The sequence below is a fragment of the Pseudomonas sp. MBLB4136 genome, from assembly GCF_051904765.1.
In the GTDB taxonomy this organism is placed as follows: domain Bacteria; phylum Pseudomonadota; class Gammaproteobacteria; order Pseudomonadales; family Pseudomonadaceae; genus Aquipseudomonas.
The window spans coordinates 2,372,498-2,387,179 of the sequence record NZ_CP196713.1; the positions used below are offsets into that span (position 1 = coordinate 2,372,498).

The 14,682-nt window shown below is 63.1% G+C and carries 16 protein-coding genes and 1 pseudogene; 11 read left to right on the forward strand and 6 right to left on the reverse strand.

Annotation, left to right across the window (positions count from 1 at the left end; all coding sequences use genetic code 11):
• Window positions 1-8 precede the first annotated feature (8 nt).
• Window positions 9-482 carry a transcription elongation factor GreB gene (gene greB / locus ACSX1D_RS10880; protein WP_439862219.1) on the forward strand — a complete coding sequence of 158 codons (474 nt, stop codon included), beginning with the start codon at window positions 9-11 and terminating at the stop codon, window positions 480-482.
• A 91-nt stretch (window positions 483-573) separates the two neighbouring features.
• On the opposite strand, the pseudogene ACSX1D_RS10885 reads toward greB, so the two are convergent.
• From ACSX1D_RS10885 to ACSX1D_RS10895, 3 genes and pseudogenes are all read right to left on the reverse strand, one after another.
• Window positions 574-741, reverse strand: a pseudogene (locus tag ACSX1D_RS10885) (transcription elongation factor GreB); the annotation flags it as partial.
• 34 nt (window positions 742-775) lie between these two features.
• Window positions 776-3,280, reverse strand: coding sequence for an ABC transporter permease (locus tag ACSX1D_RS10890; protein ID WP_439862220.1), 2,505 nt, complete (start codon window positions 3,278-3,280; stop codon window positions 776-778).
• Window positions 3,280-3,963, reverse strand: a complete 684-nt coding sequence (locus ACSX1D_RS10895) for an ABC transporter ATP-binding protein (protein ID WP_439862221.1) — start codon at window positions 3,961-3,963, stop codon at window positions 3,280-3,282. The genes ACSX1D_RS10890 and ACSX1D_RS10895 overlap by 1 nt, the downstream gene beginning before the upstream one ends.
• A gap of 10 nt (window positions 3,964-3,973) precedes the next feature.
• On the opposite strand from ACSX1D_RS10895, the gene ACSX1D_RS10900 reads away from it, so the two are divergent.
• The 4 genes from ACSX1D_RS10900 (at window position 3,974) to ACSX1D_RS10915 (ending at window position 7,341) form a co-directional block, all read left to right on the forward strand.
• Window positions 3,974-4,579, forward strand: a complete 606-nt coding sequence (locus tag ACSX1D_RS10900; RefSeq protein ID WP_439862222.1) for an arylesterase — start codon at window positions 3,974-3,976, stop codon at window positions 4,577-4,579.
• A 58-nt stretch (window positions 4,580-4,637) separates the two neighbouring features.
• Window positions 4,638-4,919, forward strand: coding sequence for a hypothetical protein (locus ACSX1D_RS10905; protein WP_208706796.1), 282 nt, complete (start codon window positions 4,638-4,640; stop codon window positions 4,917-4,919).
• Between the two features lie 75 nt (window positions 4,920-4,994).
• Entirely contained in the window at window positions 4,995-5,951 is a 957-nt protein-coding gene (locus tag ACSX1D_RS10910; RefSeq protein ID WP_439862223.1) for a L,D-transpeptidase family protein, read from the forward strand.
• 187 nt (window positions 5,952-6,138) lie between these two features.
• The gene (locus tag ACSX1D_RS10915) at window positions 6,139-7,341 is read left to right on the forward strand and encodes an ISL3 family transposase (RefSeq protein WP_439862224.1); all 1,203 of its coding nucleotides are present in this window, start codon (window positions 6,139-6,141) and stop codon (window positions 7,339-7,341) included.
• 56 nt (window positions 7,342-7,397) lie between these two features.
• Here ACSX1D_RS10915 and oprI read toward each other — a convergent pair whose 3' ends face one another.
• On the reverse strand, window positions 7,398-7,649 hold the full coding sequence (gene oprI / locus ACSX1D_RS10920; RefSeq protein ID WP_003239826.1) for an outer membrane lipoprotei OprI: 252 nt from the start codon (window positions 7,647-7,649) through the stop codon (window positions 7,398-7,400).
• Window positions 7,650-8,193: 544 nt separating this feature from the next.
• On the opposite strand from oprI, the gene ACSX1D_RS10925 reads away from it, so the two are divergent.
• Together ACSX1D_RS10925 and ACSX1D_RS10930 are read left to right on the forward strand one after the other, a co-directional pair.
• Complete coding sequence (locus ACSX1D_RS10925) at window positions 8,194-9,459, forward strand: hypothetical protein (RefSeq protein ID WP_439862225.1); 1,266 nt, start codon at window positions 8,194-8,196, stop codon at window positions 9,457-9,459.
• Between the two features lie 19 nt (window positions 9,460-9,478).
• The gene (locus ACSX1D_RS10930) at window positions 9,479-9,760 is read left to right on the forward strand and encodes a GNAT family N-acetyltransferase (RefSeq protein ID WP_439862226.1); all 282 of its coding nucleotides are present in this window, start codon (window positions 9,479-9,481) and stop codon (window positions 9,758-9,760) included.
• Between the two features lie 58 nt (window positions 9,761-9,818).
• Here ACSX1D_RS10930 and ACSX1D_RS10935 read toward each other — a convergent pair whose 3' ends face one another.
• Both ACSX1D_RS10935 and ACSX1D_RS10940 read right to left on the reverse strand, forming a co-directional pair.
• The gene (locus ACSX1D_RS10935) at window positions 9,819-10,895 is read right to left on the reverse strand and encodes a 3-deoxy-7-phosphoheptulonate synthase (RefSeq protein WP_439862227.1); all 1,077 of its coding nucleotides are present in this window, start codon (window positions 10,893-10,895) and stop codon (window positions 9,819-9,821) included.
• A gap of 172 nt (window positions 10,896-11,067) precedes the next feature.
• The gene (locus ACSX1D_RS10940) at window positions 11,068-11,487 is read right to left on the reverse strand and encodes a PilZ domain-containing protein (protein WP_439862228.1); all 420 of its coding nucleotides are present in this window, start codon (window positions 11,485-11,487) and stop codon (window positions 11,068-11,070) included.
• Between ACSX1D_RS10940 and ACSX1D_RS10945 the strand changes: the two genes are divergently transcribed.
• From ACSX1D_RS10945 to cysB, 4 genes are all read left to right on the forward strand, one after another.
• Window positions 11,486-11,872, forward strand: coding sequence for a thioredoxin (locus tag ACSX1D_RS10945; protein WP_439862229.1), 387 nt, complete (start codon window positions 11,486-11,488; stop codon window positions 11,870-11,872). The genes ACSX1D_RS10940 and ACSX1D_RS10945 overlap by 2 nt on opposite strands.
• A gap of 160 nt (window positions 11,873-12,032) precedes the next feature.
• The gene (locus ACSX1D_RS10950) at window positions 12,033-12,938 is read left to right on the forward strand and encodes a 5'-nucleotidase (RefSeq protein ID WP_439862230.1); all 906 of its coding nucleotides are present in this window, start codon (window positions 12,033-12,035) and stop codon (window positions 12,936-12,938) included.
• A 113-nt stretch (window positions 12,939-13,051) separates the two neighbouring features.
• On the forward strand, window positions 13,052-13,552 hold the full coding sequence (locus tag ACSX1D_RS10955; RefSeq protein WP_439862231.1) for a universal stress protein: 501 nt from the start codon (window positions 13,052-13,054) through the stop codon (window positions 13,550-13,552).
• 118 nt (window positions 13,553-13,670) lie between these two features.
• Window positions 13,671-14,645, forward strand: a complete 975-nt coding sequence (gene cysB / locus ACSX1D_RS10960) for an HTH-type transcriptional regulator CysB (protein WP_208706805.1) — start codon at window positions 13,671-13,673, stop codon at window positions 14,643-14,645.
• Window positions 14,646-14,682 lie beyond the last annotated feature (37 nt).

Sequence of the window (14,682 nt, forward strand, 5' to 3'; positions counted from 1 at the left end):
GTTTGCGTTTGAGCACAAACATAATCACGCAGCAGGGATTCGAGGCTCTGAAAGAAGAGCTTGATCATCTCTGGCGTGTCAAACGGCCAGACACAACCCGCAAGGTGACCTGGGCAGCCTCGCTTGGTGACCGCTCGGAGAACGCGGATTATCAGTACAACAAGAAGCTTTTGCGAGAAATTGACCGAAGAGTCAGATATTTGCGGAAGCGCCTTGAGGATGTTCGGGTTGTTGAGTATTCGCCCGAACAGGAAGGTAGGGTCTTTTTCGGCGCGTGGGTCGAGATTGAGAACGAGGCGGGGGAGCTGAAGAGATTCCGAATCGTGGGGTATGACGAGATCTACGGACGGAGCGACTACATCTCGATTGACTCACCAATGGCTCGTGCCCTTCTGAAGAAAGAAGTGGGTGACGAGGCTACTGTGCAGACCCCGTCCGGCGAAATGGTCTGGTGGGTGAATGAAATTGTGTACGAGAAATAGTATGCAGTTTCGAGTATGTATACTTTTTCTGAGGCCTCGATTTTAGAGGGTTTGTCATGATTTAGTATGCAGGGTAGGGGTCTCCGTTATTCTCGGCGTTTTCCGATCGGTCGCCCTGGGCGGCCGCTTCGCTGACCGACTGAGTGACCTGGGGTCGGCGCACGTGCCACAGCTCATGCAGTTCGGCGCGCAGGCGCGCTTCGCCTTCGGGGGTGATCAGTGGGGTGCCGGCGGAACGGGGTGGACGATAACGACTCATGGGACTGCTTTGGCGATGGTAAGCCGCGATCTTATCAGCCCTCGCGCAGCACCGTCAGCGGGCTAACGTTCAACGCCCGGCGAGTGCCGATAACGCCGGCGCCGCCCACCAGCAGGGCGCCGATCAGCGGCAGGATCAGCAGCCAGGGGTGCGGCTGCCAGTTCAGGTCGAAGGCGTAGCGATAGAGCAGGAAGCTGATCAGCTCGCAGCCCAAGGCGGCCAACAGGCCGCTGGCCGCCCCGAGCAGGGCGAACTCGCTGCGCCGGGCACTGATCAGCAGGCGGCGTTCGGCGCCCAGGGCACGTAGCAGTGCGCCCTGGCGAATGCGCTCATCCAGGGTTGCTTGCAGGCCGGCGAACAGGACCGCGAGCCCGGCGGCGAGGACGAACAACAGCACGTACTCGATGGCCAGGGTGACCTGGGCGACGATGCTGCGCAGCTGCGCCAGCAGGGCATCGACCTGTAGCAGGGTGACGGAGGGGAAGGCGTGCGCGAGTTCGACCAGCTGGCGTTCCTGCCGCGGCGGCAGGTAGAAGCTGGTGAGGTAGGTGACCGGCAGATCCTGCAGGGTGTCGGGCTGGAAGATCATGTAGAAGTTGGGGCGGAAATTGTTCCAGTCAACTTCCCGTAGGCTGCTGACGCGGGCGTCGCGGCTGAGTCCGCCGACACTGAAGCTCAGGCGATCGCCGAGCTTGATCTGCAGACTCTCGGCCAACTTTGATTCCACCGAGACGCCAGGTAGTTCGCCATCCTTGATGGTGCTCCACCAGCTGCCGGCCAGCAGCTGGTTGTCCGCGGGCAGCTCGCTGGCCCAGGTCAGGCTCAGGTCGCGGCGGATGGCGCGCTCGCCCTGACTGTCCTTGCTGACGACCTGACGCACCGGCTCGCCATTGATCTTGACCAGGCGCCCAGGAACGACCGGGTAGAGCGGCACGGGTTCCGGCGACAGTTCGGCCAGGCGGGCGGCGAAGGCGTCCTTTTCGGCCGGCAGCACGTTCAGGGCGAAATGATTGGGGGCTTTGGCGGGTAATTGCTCCTGCCAGGTGTCGAGCAGCTCGCCGCGCAACAGGGCGATCAGCGCCATGGCCAGGATGATCAGGCCGAAGGCCAGGGACTGCCCGACTGCGGCCAGCGGGTGGCGCAACAGCTGGCCGAGGCCGAGGCGCCAGGGCAGAGCGGCGCGCGACAGCAGTCGGCGCAGCGCCTGCAGGCCGAACAGCAGCAGGGCGCCAAGCACCAGGGTGGCCAGCAGGCCGCCACCGAGCAGGGCCAGGGTCAACTTCAGGTCCAGGCTCAGGCGCCACATGATCAGCCCCAGGGCCAGCAGCGCGGCGCCATAGACCAGCCAGGAGCTGAGTGGAACCGGCAACAGGTCACGGCGCAGCACCCGTAACGGCGGTACCCGCCCGAGTGCGGCCAGCGGCGGCAAGGCAAAGCCGGCGAGGGCGACCAGTCCCGTGGCCATGCCGGCCAGGGCGGGGCCTGGCCCACCTGCGGGCAGATCGGCGGGAAGCAGACCCTGCAACAGATAGAACAGACCATGCTGGCCGAGCCAGCCCAACAGGGCGCCGCTCAGGCTGGCGACCAGACCCAGCATCGCCAGCTGCAGGCTGAACAGTCCCAGCGCCTGCCGGCGTGACAGGCCGAGGCAGCGCAGCAGGGCACTGGCGTCGAAGCGGCGGGCGGCGAAGCGCGCGGCAGACAGCGCCACCGCGACACCCGCCAGCAGAACCGCAGCCAGACTGGCCAGGTTCAGGTAGCGCTCGGCGCGCTCCAGCGCACCGCCGACCTGGCGGCTGCCGTCACGCGCATCCTCCAGGCGCTGGTTGGCGGCCAGGCTGGGCTCGACCGTCTGCCGGTAGGCGCCGAGCGCCTCGGGCGAGCCGCGCCACTGCTCGCGGTACCTGACCCGGCTGCCCGGCTGCACCACTTCGGTGGCTGCCAGATCGTCCAGGTGCATCAACACGTGCGGGGTCAGGCTATAGAAATCTCCGGCCTCATCCGGCAGGTAGGTCAGTACACGGCTCAGACGCAGGCTCGTCGAGCCAAGCTCGATACGCTCGCCGACCTGCAGGTTGAGGGCCGCCAACACGCGTGCCTCGGCCCAGACCTCGCCGGGGCTCGGCCCTGGACCGGGCTTTTCCGCGCCATAGGCGGCGCCCGCGCTCCTCAGCTGGCCGCGCAGCGGGTAGTTGCTGTCGGCCGCCTTGACGCTAACCAGCTGAATAGCTTGGTCGCTGGCGATCACGCTGGAGAACTCGACCAGCCGGGCATGCTCCAGGCCCAGGCGTTTACCCGCCTCGATCTGCGCAGGGGCGGCCGGCGAGGTACCGGTGAGCAATAGATCGGCGCCGAGGAACTCGCTGGCGCGGCGCAGCATGCCGTCGTTCAAGCGCGCGCTGAAATAGCCGATCGCCGTGCTGGCCGTGACAGCCACCAGCAGGGCGAAGAACAGCACGCGTAGCTCACCGGCGCGGGCGTCTCGCACAAGCTGGCGGGTTGCCAGCGCCAGCAGGCGGGCGAGCGGCGGGCCAGTCATCAGGGTTCCACGTGATCGATCAGCCGCCCGCCTTCCAGGCGAATAAGGCGCTGACATCGGTGAGCCAGGCGCTCGTCGTGGGTGACCAGCACCAGGGTCGCGCCGCGTTCCCGGTTCAACTCGAACAGCAGCTCGCTGATGCGCTCGCCGGTGTGGCTGTCGAGGTTGCCGGTCGGCTCGTCGGCGAACAGCACCGCCGGCTCGGCGACGAAGGCGCGGGCGATGGCGACGCGCTGCTGCTCGCCACCGGATAGTTGGCGCGGGTAGTGGGTAAGACGCTGGCCCAGGCCGACGCGGTCGAGCAGGGCGCGGGCGCGCTCGCGGGCATCGTGCCGACCTTCGAGCTCCAGCGGCAGCATCACATTCTCCAGGGCGTTGAGGCTGTCGAGCAGCTGGAACGACTGGAAGACGAAACCGACGTGTTCGGCGCGCACCCGCGCGCGCTGGTCTTCATCGAGACGGCCTAGGTCGTTGCCCGCGAGGCTGACCTCACCATCGCTCGGTAAGTCCAGGCCGGCGAGCAGGCCGAGCAGGGTCGACTTGCCTGAACCCGAGCTGCCGACGATGGCCAGGCTGTCGCCCGAATTCAATTCGAGGGAAAGGTCGTGGAGTATGGTCAACTCGCCTTCCGTGCTGGGAACCACTTTGCTAAGGTTCCGCGCGGTGAGAATGCTCGAGGTCATGGAGAATCCGATGCGTAGAGGGTTGGTTGTCGCCGTTTTCGCTCTGCTGCTATCGGTGCAGGCCGCCGTGGCCGATACCGTGCTGGTGGTCGGCGATAGTATCAGTGCAGCTTTCGGCCTGGATACCCGCCAGGGCTGGGTCGCACTCCTCGAGCAGCGCCTGGCCGAACAGGGCTACCCGCACCGGGTGGTGAACGCCTCGATCAGCGGCGACACCAGCTCAGGCGGCGCCGCACGGCTCCCGGCGCTGCTTGCCGAGCATCTTCCAAGCCTGGTGGTGCTCGAGTTGGGGGGCAACGATGGCCTGCGCGGGCAGCCTCCGGCGCAACTGCAACAGAATCTTTCGGCGATGATCGATCAGGCGCGGGCCAGCGGCGCTCGGGTGCTGCTCTTGGGCATGCGCCTGCCCCCTAATTATGGCGCGCGCTACACCCGGGCGTTTGCCGAGGTGTTCACCGCACTGGCCGAGGAGAAGGAGGTTGCCCTGGTGCCGTTCTTCCTCGACGGCGTCGGCGGCGCTCCAGGGATGATGCAGGACGACGGTATCCACCCCACGGCCGCCGCTCAGCCGGTCCTTCTGGAAAATATCTGGCCGCGCCTGCAGCCGCTGTTGTGACAGGCTTTTCTGCACTCAACCTTTCGGCTAATGTGGCGCCCCCGCCCTGGAGCCCTCGATGCCGCGTCCTGCCTGGTCATTGCATGCCTACCAACTGATCGAGCCGGACGAACAGCTGGATCTGTTCGCCTGTCGGGAGGTACGCCTGCACCTGGTCGCGCGCCAGCTGGAGTTGGGCGAGTACGCCGATCGAACCCTGTGCGGCGGCCTGCTGCCCGCGCAACCGCGCTGGCGCGGGCTGGCCAAGCAGATGCTGCGCGACGCGCGCCTGTGCCCGGGATGCCGCGCCACCTTCGAGGCACAGCGCCGTGGCCTTCGACCCGATTGGCCGCTACGTTGAGTACTCCCGGATAGCCTGCGGGCGGTGTACAATCGCCTATTGAACTTGTCAGCCATTCTCGCCAAGGATTACCGGATGTTGTCGCGCATTCCTGCCGTCGCCCGCTCCCTGCCTCTCGCCGCATTGTTTGCAGCGAGTTCAGCCGTTGCCCTGGAGTTACCTCTGCCGCCGCCTGGCGAGGACATCGTCGGCCAGGTGCAGGTGGTCAAAGCCAAATACGAAGACACCTTCGCCGACCTCGGTGTGGCCAACGACTTGGGCTACCTGGAGATGATCGCCGCCAATCCGGGCGTGGATGCCTGGCTGCCAGGCGAGGGTACCGAAATCATCCTGCCCACGCGCTTTATATTGCCGCCGGGTCCGCGCGAGGGAATCGTGATCAATCTGGCAGAGTACCGCATGTACTACTTCCCGAAGGGGCAGAACGTCGTGCATACCTACCCGCTGGGGATCGGGCGCGAGGGCTGGAGTTCGCCAGTGACCGACACCCGGATCACCGCCAAGACACCGAACCCGGGCTGGACCCCGCCCAAGTCGATTCTCGAGGAACATGCGGCCAACGGCGATCCACTGCCATCCTACGTGCCGCCGGGTCCTGACAACCCGCTGGGTCCGTACAAGATGACATTGTCCGTGCCGGGTTATCTGATCCATGGCACCAACAAGAAGTTCGGTATCGGCATGCGTGTCAGCCACGGCTGCTTCCGCATGCTCAACCAGAACGTGCTGCAATTGGCCGATATGGTGCCAGTCGGTACGCCGGTACGCATCCTCAACGAGCCGTACAAGTTCGGCCGCAGCAACGGCAAGGTCTACCTCGAGGCGCATACGCCCCTTGAGGATGCGGGTGCAACGTCGGTAGTCGATAAGCACACCGCCGTGATCAACGCACTGCTCAAGCGCGAGGAACTGGGCGATCTGCGCCTGGACTGGAAGATGGTGCGCGAAGTAGTCGCGGCCGAAGATGGTCTGCCAGTGGAAATAGCCGAGCCTGATGCGACGCTGGTCAGCAGCGCCAGTCTGACGTACTGACCACGGACTGACGATAAAGCCCGCCCTGCGCAAGCAGCGGCGGGTTTTTTATTGCCACTTAGATGCCACTTCCGCAGGCAATAAAAAAGGTTCTTCGCGGACTCTGGGGAAAGAGCGAGTTGACAGTCAGGGAAATGGGTAGATTGGCAGTCGCCAAACACACCAACTCCCAGTCCCTGCTGTCGCCGTGCATCCTATTGATCTTGCCGCTTTCTGGCCAGGCTACGAGGTCGTCGCCTGCCGCCCCGCCGCTGAAAACACCCTGCTGATTGAGCTGGAGCCCCAGGCCAACCAGCTACCCCAGTGTGGGCGCTGTGGCCAGCCCTGTCCGTTGATCCACGAACGGCGCATGCGCCAGGTGCGTGACCGTGACCTGCTGGATCGGCGTGTTGTTCTGCAGTTACCCGTGCGCCGCGTCGACTGCCTGACCTGTGGACGCGTGACCGAGCGGATCGACTGGTTGGCGCCGGCCGCACGCTTGACCCGGCGCTTGCAGATCTGGCTCGAAGGCCTGTTGCAGCTCTTGCCGATAAGCCATGTCAGTCGCCTGACCGGCTTGCACTGGCACACCCTTAAAGCCATCGACAAGCGTCGATTGGAAGCCGCAGTGGGCGCCTTCGAGCCCGCTGACGTGCGGCGCTTGGTGATGGACGAGTTCGCCCTGCACAAGGGCCATCGCTACGCCACGGTGATCATGGATGCCGAGCGAACCCGCGTGCTGTGGGTCGGGCACGGCAACAGCCGCGAGGCGATTCGGCCGTTCTTCGAACTGCTCGGCGAGCGCTGCCAGCAGATCGAGGCGGTGGCGATGGACATGAACACGGCCTTCGACCTGGAGGTGAAGCGCCATTGCCCGCGGGCCGAGGTGGTGTACGACCTGTTCCATGTGGTGGCGCGCTACGGCCGCGAGGTGATCGACCGTATCCGCGTGGACCAGGCCAACCTGCTGCGGCATGACAAACCGGCGCGCCAAGTGGTCAAGCGCAGTCGCTGGTTGCTGCTGCGCAACCGGGCCAACCTCAAGAGCGAGCAGGCGGTGCAGTTGCAGGAACTGCTGCAAGCCAATCAGTCACTGGCCACCGTCTACCTGCTCAAGGATGCGCTCAAGGACATCTGGTACGCGCCCAGCGTCTGGGAGGGCTGGCAGCGTTGGCGGGACTGGCAACGGCATGTCCGGGACAGTGCCCTGGCGCCGCTGCAGCGCTTCGCCAAGAACCTCAGGCGTTACCTCCGCGGCATCCTCGCCAGTGCCCGCTTCCCGATGCACACCAGCGTGCTGGAGGGGGTGAACAACCGCATCAAGGTCATCAAGCGCATGGCCTATGGCTTCCGCGACTCGGACTACTTCTTCCTGAAAATCAAGGCCGCCTTCCCCGGGAAAGTGCGATGAACCATAAAAAAGCCGACCCAGCAACCTGAGTCGGCTCTAACAGCCGTTGCAAGCTATTACTTGCGGCTGGCTTTTTCCAGCATGCGCAGAGCGCGCTCGTTGGCTTCGTCAGCGGTCTGCTGAGCCTTCTGAGCGGCGGCCAGAGCCTCATCAGCCTTGCGATAGGCTTCGTCGGCACGGGCTTGAGCGCGAGCGGCTGCGTCTTCGGTAGCAGTCAGGCGAGCTTCAGTTTCTTTGGACATGCTGCTGCAACCGGTAGCCAGAACTGCGGCCAGGGCCAGAGCAGAGAATTTCAGAACGTTGTTCATCGTGTTCCCCTTGAGGTGGAGTTTTCCATAAAAGCAATTTCCCAATGGTGGGAAATTAGCCGGCGTACATACTACCTATAACCGGCGGTAAGTAAACGGAGCGCAGGTGGGCGCAACACATTTTTTTCATCATCTTGTGGGGGCCGACTATAAGTGGCGCTGTTTTGTATAAAAAACATACAGCCGATCGAGGGGCTCCCACCTGCATTGCCTGGTAATCCCAAAAAGTCTGGACCCTTCGGCCGGCACGGCCAAGTAACCGCAATTGAAGTTGCACGCCTGTCGGAGTCTCCGGCAGGTATGCCGGCCCCTTGTGCGGCACATTTTTTATGTGGAGCCCGGGCATCGCTGGTGCGTTCGCGCAAGTGACAACCCGGCGATATGAGCGAGTCTACTATTTCGGTGCGTTTTAAGGTGCGCGCGTCGTGCGGCTAATCCCTGGGGACGCTAACCCATTGATTCAGCATGGCCGATCCCAAGGCGGCCTGATAAGCTCGGGCAATCTGTAGTGCGGAGCCACCTGTCTCGGACCAAGGATGCGTGCATGTCGAAGTTGATTAAATGGAGTTTGTTGGCGGTACTGGCAATTGCGGTGCTGATCAAGCTGTCCCTGTGGCTGTCGGTGCGTTCGGTCATGGACGATTTCGCCGAGCGACTCTCGCCGATCATGGATATTCGCTACGGCGGTATAACCTCGTCCTTCGATGGACGGGTAGGCTTGAGCAACGTGCAGATTCGAGTGCCTGCGATGGGCGATAGCCTGCAGGTGGCCCATGCCGAACTCAAGTTCGAGGGACTTGGCGAGCTACTGCGCTTCAAAGAGCGCCTGGCCGAAGGCAAGTTTCCCGAGCAGATGACCGTAACCCTCGAGCGCTTGAGTCTGAATGTACACGGCCCGTTCATGCGCCAGCTCTATGCGGCGCCAGCCGAGCGCAGCCTGTTCACGGCAATGAGCGAGGTCGCTTGTGGCAAGATTCGTAACATAGGTGCCGACGAGCTGTTGGATATGGGTTATCGCACCTTCGAAACCGATGGCCAGTTTTCCTACCGATTCCAGCCTGGCGCGCAGACGCTCAGTTTCAGCCTGACGTCCGATACCCGCGATATGGGCGAGCTGCGTGTTGCCTTGTCGGTCATGAATATGCCGGACAATCCAGGGGATCTGCGCGTCAACCCGCCCCGCGTGCAGAGAGTAAGTGTCGAGCTCAACGACAACCAGTACCAGCGCAAGGTCCAAGACTATTGCGCCACCAAGCTCGGGATGGACAGGGAGGCGTACTTGAAGGCCTCAGTAGAGCAATTCCAGAGAGTTTTGCGCAGCCAGCGCATTGCGCTGGACCAGCCGTTACTGGACGCCTATGCCGGCTACCTGGACGACCCACAGTCGTTGCGGGTCGAGCTCGAGCCCACCGAAGGCATGGTCTGGAATGGTCTGCAGTTCTTCGATCCCAAGGATGTATTGGCGATGCTGCGACCGGTGGTCCTGGTCAATCGCCAGGCGGTGCAGCCGCTTGGGTTTTCCTGGGTCGACCCTGCTTCGCTGCCTGTGCCTAGTACGCAAGAGCCGGAGGCCGAACAGCGAGTCGGCTCTGTGGCGGAAGGCGCACGCACCGGCTTTGTCAGCGTGTCCAGCCTGGCCAATCATGTTGGTAAGCGTTTGCGTTTTGTAACCTACGATGGCATGTATTATCAGGGTATCCTGACGCGGGTTGCCAACAACAAGGCCTACCTCCGCCTGCAGGCGGGTAACGGTACGGCACAAATGTCGCTGCGCCTGGAAAAAATCGATCAGGTTCGGGTGCAGTTCTAGGGTCACGAGAGGAGTAGCAATGAGCGAGGCGTTGTCCATTCACCATGACCATAGAGGTCATCAATTCGAGACCATAGTGGATGGGGATCGTGCCTACCTGGCGTATATGGATCTGGGCAAGCAGACCTTGGACATTTATCGGACCTTCGTGCCGAACTCGCTGCGCGGTCGTGGAATTGCCGCGGCACTGACAGAGCACGCCCTGCAGTACGCCGAGCGCACCGGTTATACGGTGATTCCTTCGTGTTCCTATGTCGAGCGCTATATCGAGCGACGCCAGCGCCTCACCGCCAAGAGCTGAGGGGCTGCGGGACAAATAAAAAAGCCGGGCAACGCCCAGCTTTTTTATTGCCGCCTGATCAGGCGCGATGCCGCTTTGGCAGCACATCCTTGAGCTTGGCATGCATGCCGCGCAGGGTCTTCTCCGTGCTGTCCCAATCGATGCACGCATCGGTGATGGAGACGCCGTACTTGAGTTGGGCCAGGTCCTTGGGGATCGACTGGTTGCCCCAGCCCAGGTGGCTTTCCACCATCAGGCCGACGATAGACTGGTTGCCCTCGAGGATCTGATTGGCCACGTTGTCCATTACCAGGGGTTGCAGCGCCGGGTCCTTGTTGGAATTGGCGTGACTGCAGTCGACCATGATGTTCGGGCGGATACCGGCCTTGGTCAGCTCCTGCTCACACACCGCGACACTGACCGAATCGTAGTTCGGCTTGCCGTTGCCGCCGCGCAGCACCACGTGGCCATAGGCGTTGCCCTTGGTGGTGACGATGGATACGCCGCCTTCCTGGTTGATGCCGAGGAAGCGGTGCGGGCTGGAAACCGACTGCAGAGCGTTGATCGCGACAGTCAGGCCTCCATCGGTGCCGTTCTTGAAGCCCACGGCGGAGGAGAGGCCGGAGGCCATTTCCCGGTGGGTCTGGGACTCGGTGGTGCGGGCGCCGATGGCCGACCAGCTGATCAAGTCCTGCAGGTACTGTGGGGAGATCGGGTCGAGCGCTTCGGTAGCGGTCGGCAGGCCCATCTCGGCCAAGTCGCGCAACAGCTGGCGGCCGATGTGCAAACCATCCTGAATCTTGAACGAGTCATCCAGGTAAGGGTCGTTGATCAGTCCCTTCCAGCCGACGGTGGTGCGCGGCTTCTCGAAATACACGCGCATCACCAGGTAGAGACTGTCCGACACTTCGGCGGCAAGCACCTTCAGGCGCTCGGCATATTCATGGGCGGCCTTGATATCGTGGATCGAGCAGGGGCCCACTACCACGAACAGGCGATGATCCTTGCCGTCGAGGATGTCGCGAATCACCTGGCGACCGTTTGCGACAGTGCGCAGCGCAGAATCGGTCAGGGGAATTTCCCGCTTGAGCTGCGCAGGGGTGATCAGGGTTTCGTTGGAGGCAACGTTAAGGTCGTCGATCGGTAAATCAGCCATCGTGCTTTTCATCAGGTCAGAGTCGTCAGGTCACGGGTGCCGGCCGCCAGCGATCCCCGTGTGGCGGAGCACAGCAGTATGAGCACAGCGGGGAAGCTGAACCTTAGCGCGATAAGGGGCGGCGAGACAATGGGGCGAAAGGCGTTACTCGGCTCGCCGAGGGTAGGGACGGCTAAGAGAGGCTGGCGTCGGAGAATTCGCCGGCATGCTGGGCGATCCATTCCCCTGCGACGCTCTCGATCTGCAACTGCTGGCCGAGCTCCCGCTCACGTTGCCGACGATAGTGCTCGATCTGGCAGACTTGCTCGACCATGCGAGCACGGAACAGCGTGTCTTCATCGGTAAAAGCGATCCCCACCAGATAGTCCTCGTCGAGCTTGTGACACCAGGCCACCACACCCTCGTAGCGCGCCTGCTCGCCGAGCAGTGGGATGCGCAACTCAACCGACGTACCGCGGCGAAAGCCACGGCTGGAGTTGCACGCCACGCCCCCCAGGCTGATATTGTTCAGGCGCTGGGCGGGCAGAGGTTTTTGTTTGCGGAGCACCAGCTCCACGGGCATATCACTGGGATGACGCAAGAAACGACGCATGACTACCGACCCCCAATGCCATCAGATTGACATCGTTAATCACAGTATAGTGAATGAACTGCAATTGACCGATTTTGATGCGGATCGCCGACTGCTCGATCTGCCCGGCACCTCGCTGCTTATCTTCACAAGCACGGGCTGTGCCAGCTGTCGCTGGGCGCGTCGGGAGTTGCCGCGGCAGCCTCTGCCTGTGGCGCGCCTGGCCTGGATTGATGCTGCCGACAACGCAGGACTGGTGGCGCGCTACGAGGTCTTCCACCTGCCGGCCATGTTCGTGGTGCGCGATGGTCAATTTTTCGGCGCGTTGCAGAGCCGTCTGCGTACCGACGATCTGCTCGGCGGCTTGGCTGAGGCCCTCCGGCGTCCCGCGGACGAGCTTCCTTGACTACAGCCAACCTGGGCCTGCGTATATGCTGACAGTCGCGCATCGAGCCAGGTGTTGTCCCTGGCCGCCGCCGAGCGAGCGTCGACGGCCGCGGGTTCGCACCCTGTACCAGGCCCTGTGCTTTCTCGCTCAGGCCGACCGCTAGAACGTTGAGGTGTGCATGAGCAAGGGAATGGGCGATAAACTGGTGCTGGCGATCTCCTCGAGCGCACTGTTCGACTTGCGTGAGAGTCACCAGGTGTACGAAAGCCAGGGCGTGGAAGCCTATCGCCAGTACCAGATCGAGCACGAGGACGAGATCCTGCTGCCCGGCGATGCCTTTCCCTTGGTCGAAAAGTTGCTCGCATTGAATCTCGCCCTGGGGCAGCCTCGGGTCGAGGTGATCCTGGTCTCGCGCAACAGCGCCGACACCGGCTTGCGCGCGTTCAACTCGATCCAGCACTACGGACTGGGCATCTCTCGAGCCGCCTTTGTCGGCGGGCGCAGTCCCGACCCGTACCTGGCAGCCTTTGGCTGTCAGCTGTTCCTCTCGACCCACGCCGAGGACGTGCGCAACGCGCTGCGCTCGGGGTTCGGTGCGGCGACCATCCTCTCCGGCGGCGCCCGCCGGGCGGCGAGCAACGAGCTGCGCATCGCCTTCGACGGGGATGCCGTGCTGTTTTCCGACGAGTCGGAGCGGGTCTACCAACAAGGCGGCCTGGAAGCCTTTCAGAGTCATGAGCGCGACGCCGCGCGCCGGCTCTTGGGCGGCGGACCGTTCAAGCCCTTTCTCGCCGCGCTGCACCTGTTGCAGCAAGAGTTCCCCGAAGAGGCCTGTCCGATTCGCACGGCGCTGGTCACCGCCCGTTCGGCGCCTGCCCACGAGCGAGTCATTCGCACCCTGCGCGAGTGGAATATCCGCCTGGACGAGTCCTACTTCCTGGGAGGGCTGGAGAAAGCGGCGATCCTCGAGGCTTTCGCCGCCGACGTGTTCTTCGACGATCAGGCCGGCCACTGCGAGAAGGCCCGTGAGGTGGTAGCCACAGGCCATGTCCCCCATGGCGTGAGCAACGAGCTGCAGCCCTAGTCGATCCCCCGTGCATATATCCATTCGTCCTAAATGGCCCCGCCTTAGTTGACTTGCGGAGCGCGCTGCTAAGCTCAGAAAAGGCCCGCCGCGCCGGCAGTCGAGGAGGCCGCATGATTCGCTCGATTCTTTATGCCACCGATCTTGGTCTTTACGCCCCTTATGTCCTCCAGCACGCGCTGGCGCTGACGCGCGCCTTTAACGCCGGCCTGTATGTCGTGCATGCGGTAGAGCCGCTGGGGCTGTTCGCCGAGTCGGTACTGCAGACCTATCTGGATGAGGATCGACTCAAGGAGTTGCGCAGCCAGGGCCTGAACACGGTGATGACGAGCATCGAGCAGCGCGTGCTGGAGGGGTTTCGCGACGAACTCGGCGAGGCCCAGCATGAGCTGGACGTGATCCGCGCCGTGAGGGTGGTGCAGGGCGACCCACCCCTGGTCATTCTCGAGGAGGCGCAGAGGCTCGGCGTCGACCTGCTGGTGGTCGGCAGTCACAGCCATGGCACCGAGCTGGAGATACCGCTGGGGCGCACGGCCGCGCGCCTGCTGCAATTGTCGGAAGTGCCGGTGTATCTGGTGCCGATGCTGCAGCACCGTGGACGGGGCGAAGCATGAAACAAAGATTCGGCAGCAGTTAAAAATAAATAGTCTAGATTTAACGTCTAAGCCACTAATATGGTTATATAAAATTGCCGGCAAGTGCACGGCTGCCTACCTGCTCTGAGGGTTTTCTATGAAGCTTCAGCAATTGCGCTACATCTGGGAAGTCGCGCATCACGACCTCAACGTTTCGGCCACAGCGCAGAGCCTCTATACCTCGCAGCCGGGGATCAGCAAGCAGATACGTCTGCTGGAAGATGAGCTTGGCGTCGAGGTGTTCGCCCGCAGTGGCAAGCATCTGACCCGCGTCACCCCGGCCGGCGAGCGGATCATCACCACCGCCGGTGAAATTCTGCGCAAGGTGGAAAGCATCAAGCAGATCGCCCAGGAGTTCTCCAACGAGAAGAAGGGCACCCTGTCCATTGCCACCACCCACACGCAGGCACGCTACGCCTTGCCCACGGTGATCAGCAGCTTCATCAAGCAGTATCCCGACGTCGCCTTGCACATGCACCAGGGCACGCCGATGCAGATTGCCGAGATGGCAGCCGATGGCACCGTGGACTTCGCCATCGCCACCGAAGGGTTGGAGCTGTTCAACGACCTGGTGATGATGCCTTGCTACCGCTGGAATCGCTGTGTGGTGGTGCCCCAGGGGCATCCGCTGGCCAAGCTGCCGAAGCTGACCCTGGAGGCCCTGGCCGAGCACTCGATCGTCACCTACGTGTTCGGCTTCACCGGCCGCTCCAAGCTGGACGAGGCCTTCAGCCACCGCGGCCTGACGCCGAAGGTGGTGTTCACCGCAGCCGATGCCGACGTGATCAAGACCTACGTGCGCCTCGGCCTGGGCGTGGGCATCCTGGCCAAGATGGCGGTGGACCCCAAGCTCGACCCGGACCTCGTGGTGCTCGATGCCAGCGACCTGTTCGAGGCCAGCGTGACCAAGATCGGCTTCCGCCGCGGCACCTTCCTGCGCGGCTTCATGTGCGACTTCATCGAGACATTCGCCCCGCACCTGACGCGCGACGTGCTGGCCAAGGCCGTGCATTGCCATAACAAGTCCGAGCTGGAGGAACTGTTCCACGACGTCGAGCTACCGACCTACTAGTCCAGACGAGTGCCTGGGCGGCTGCGCGCCTGACGCC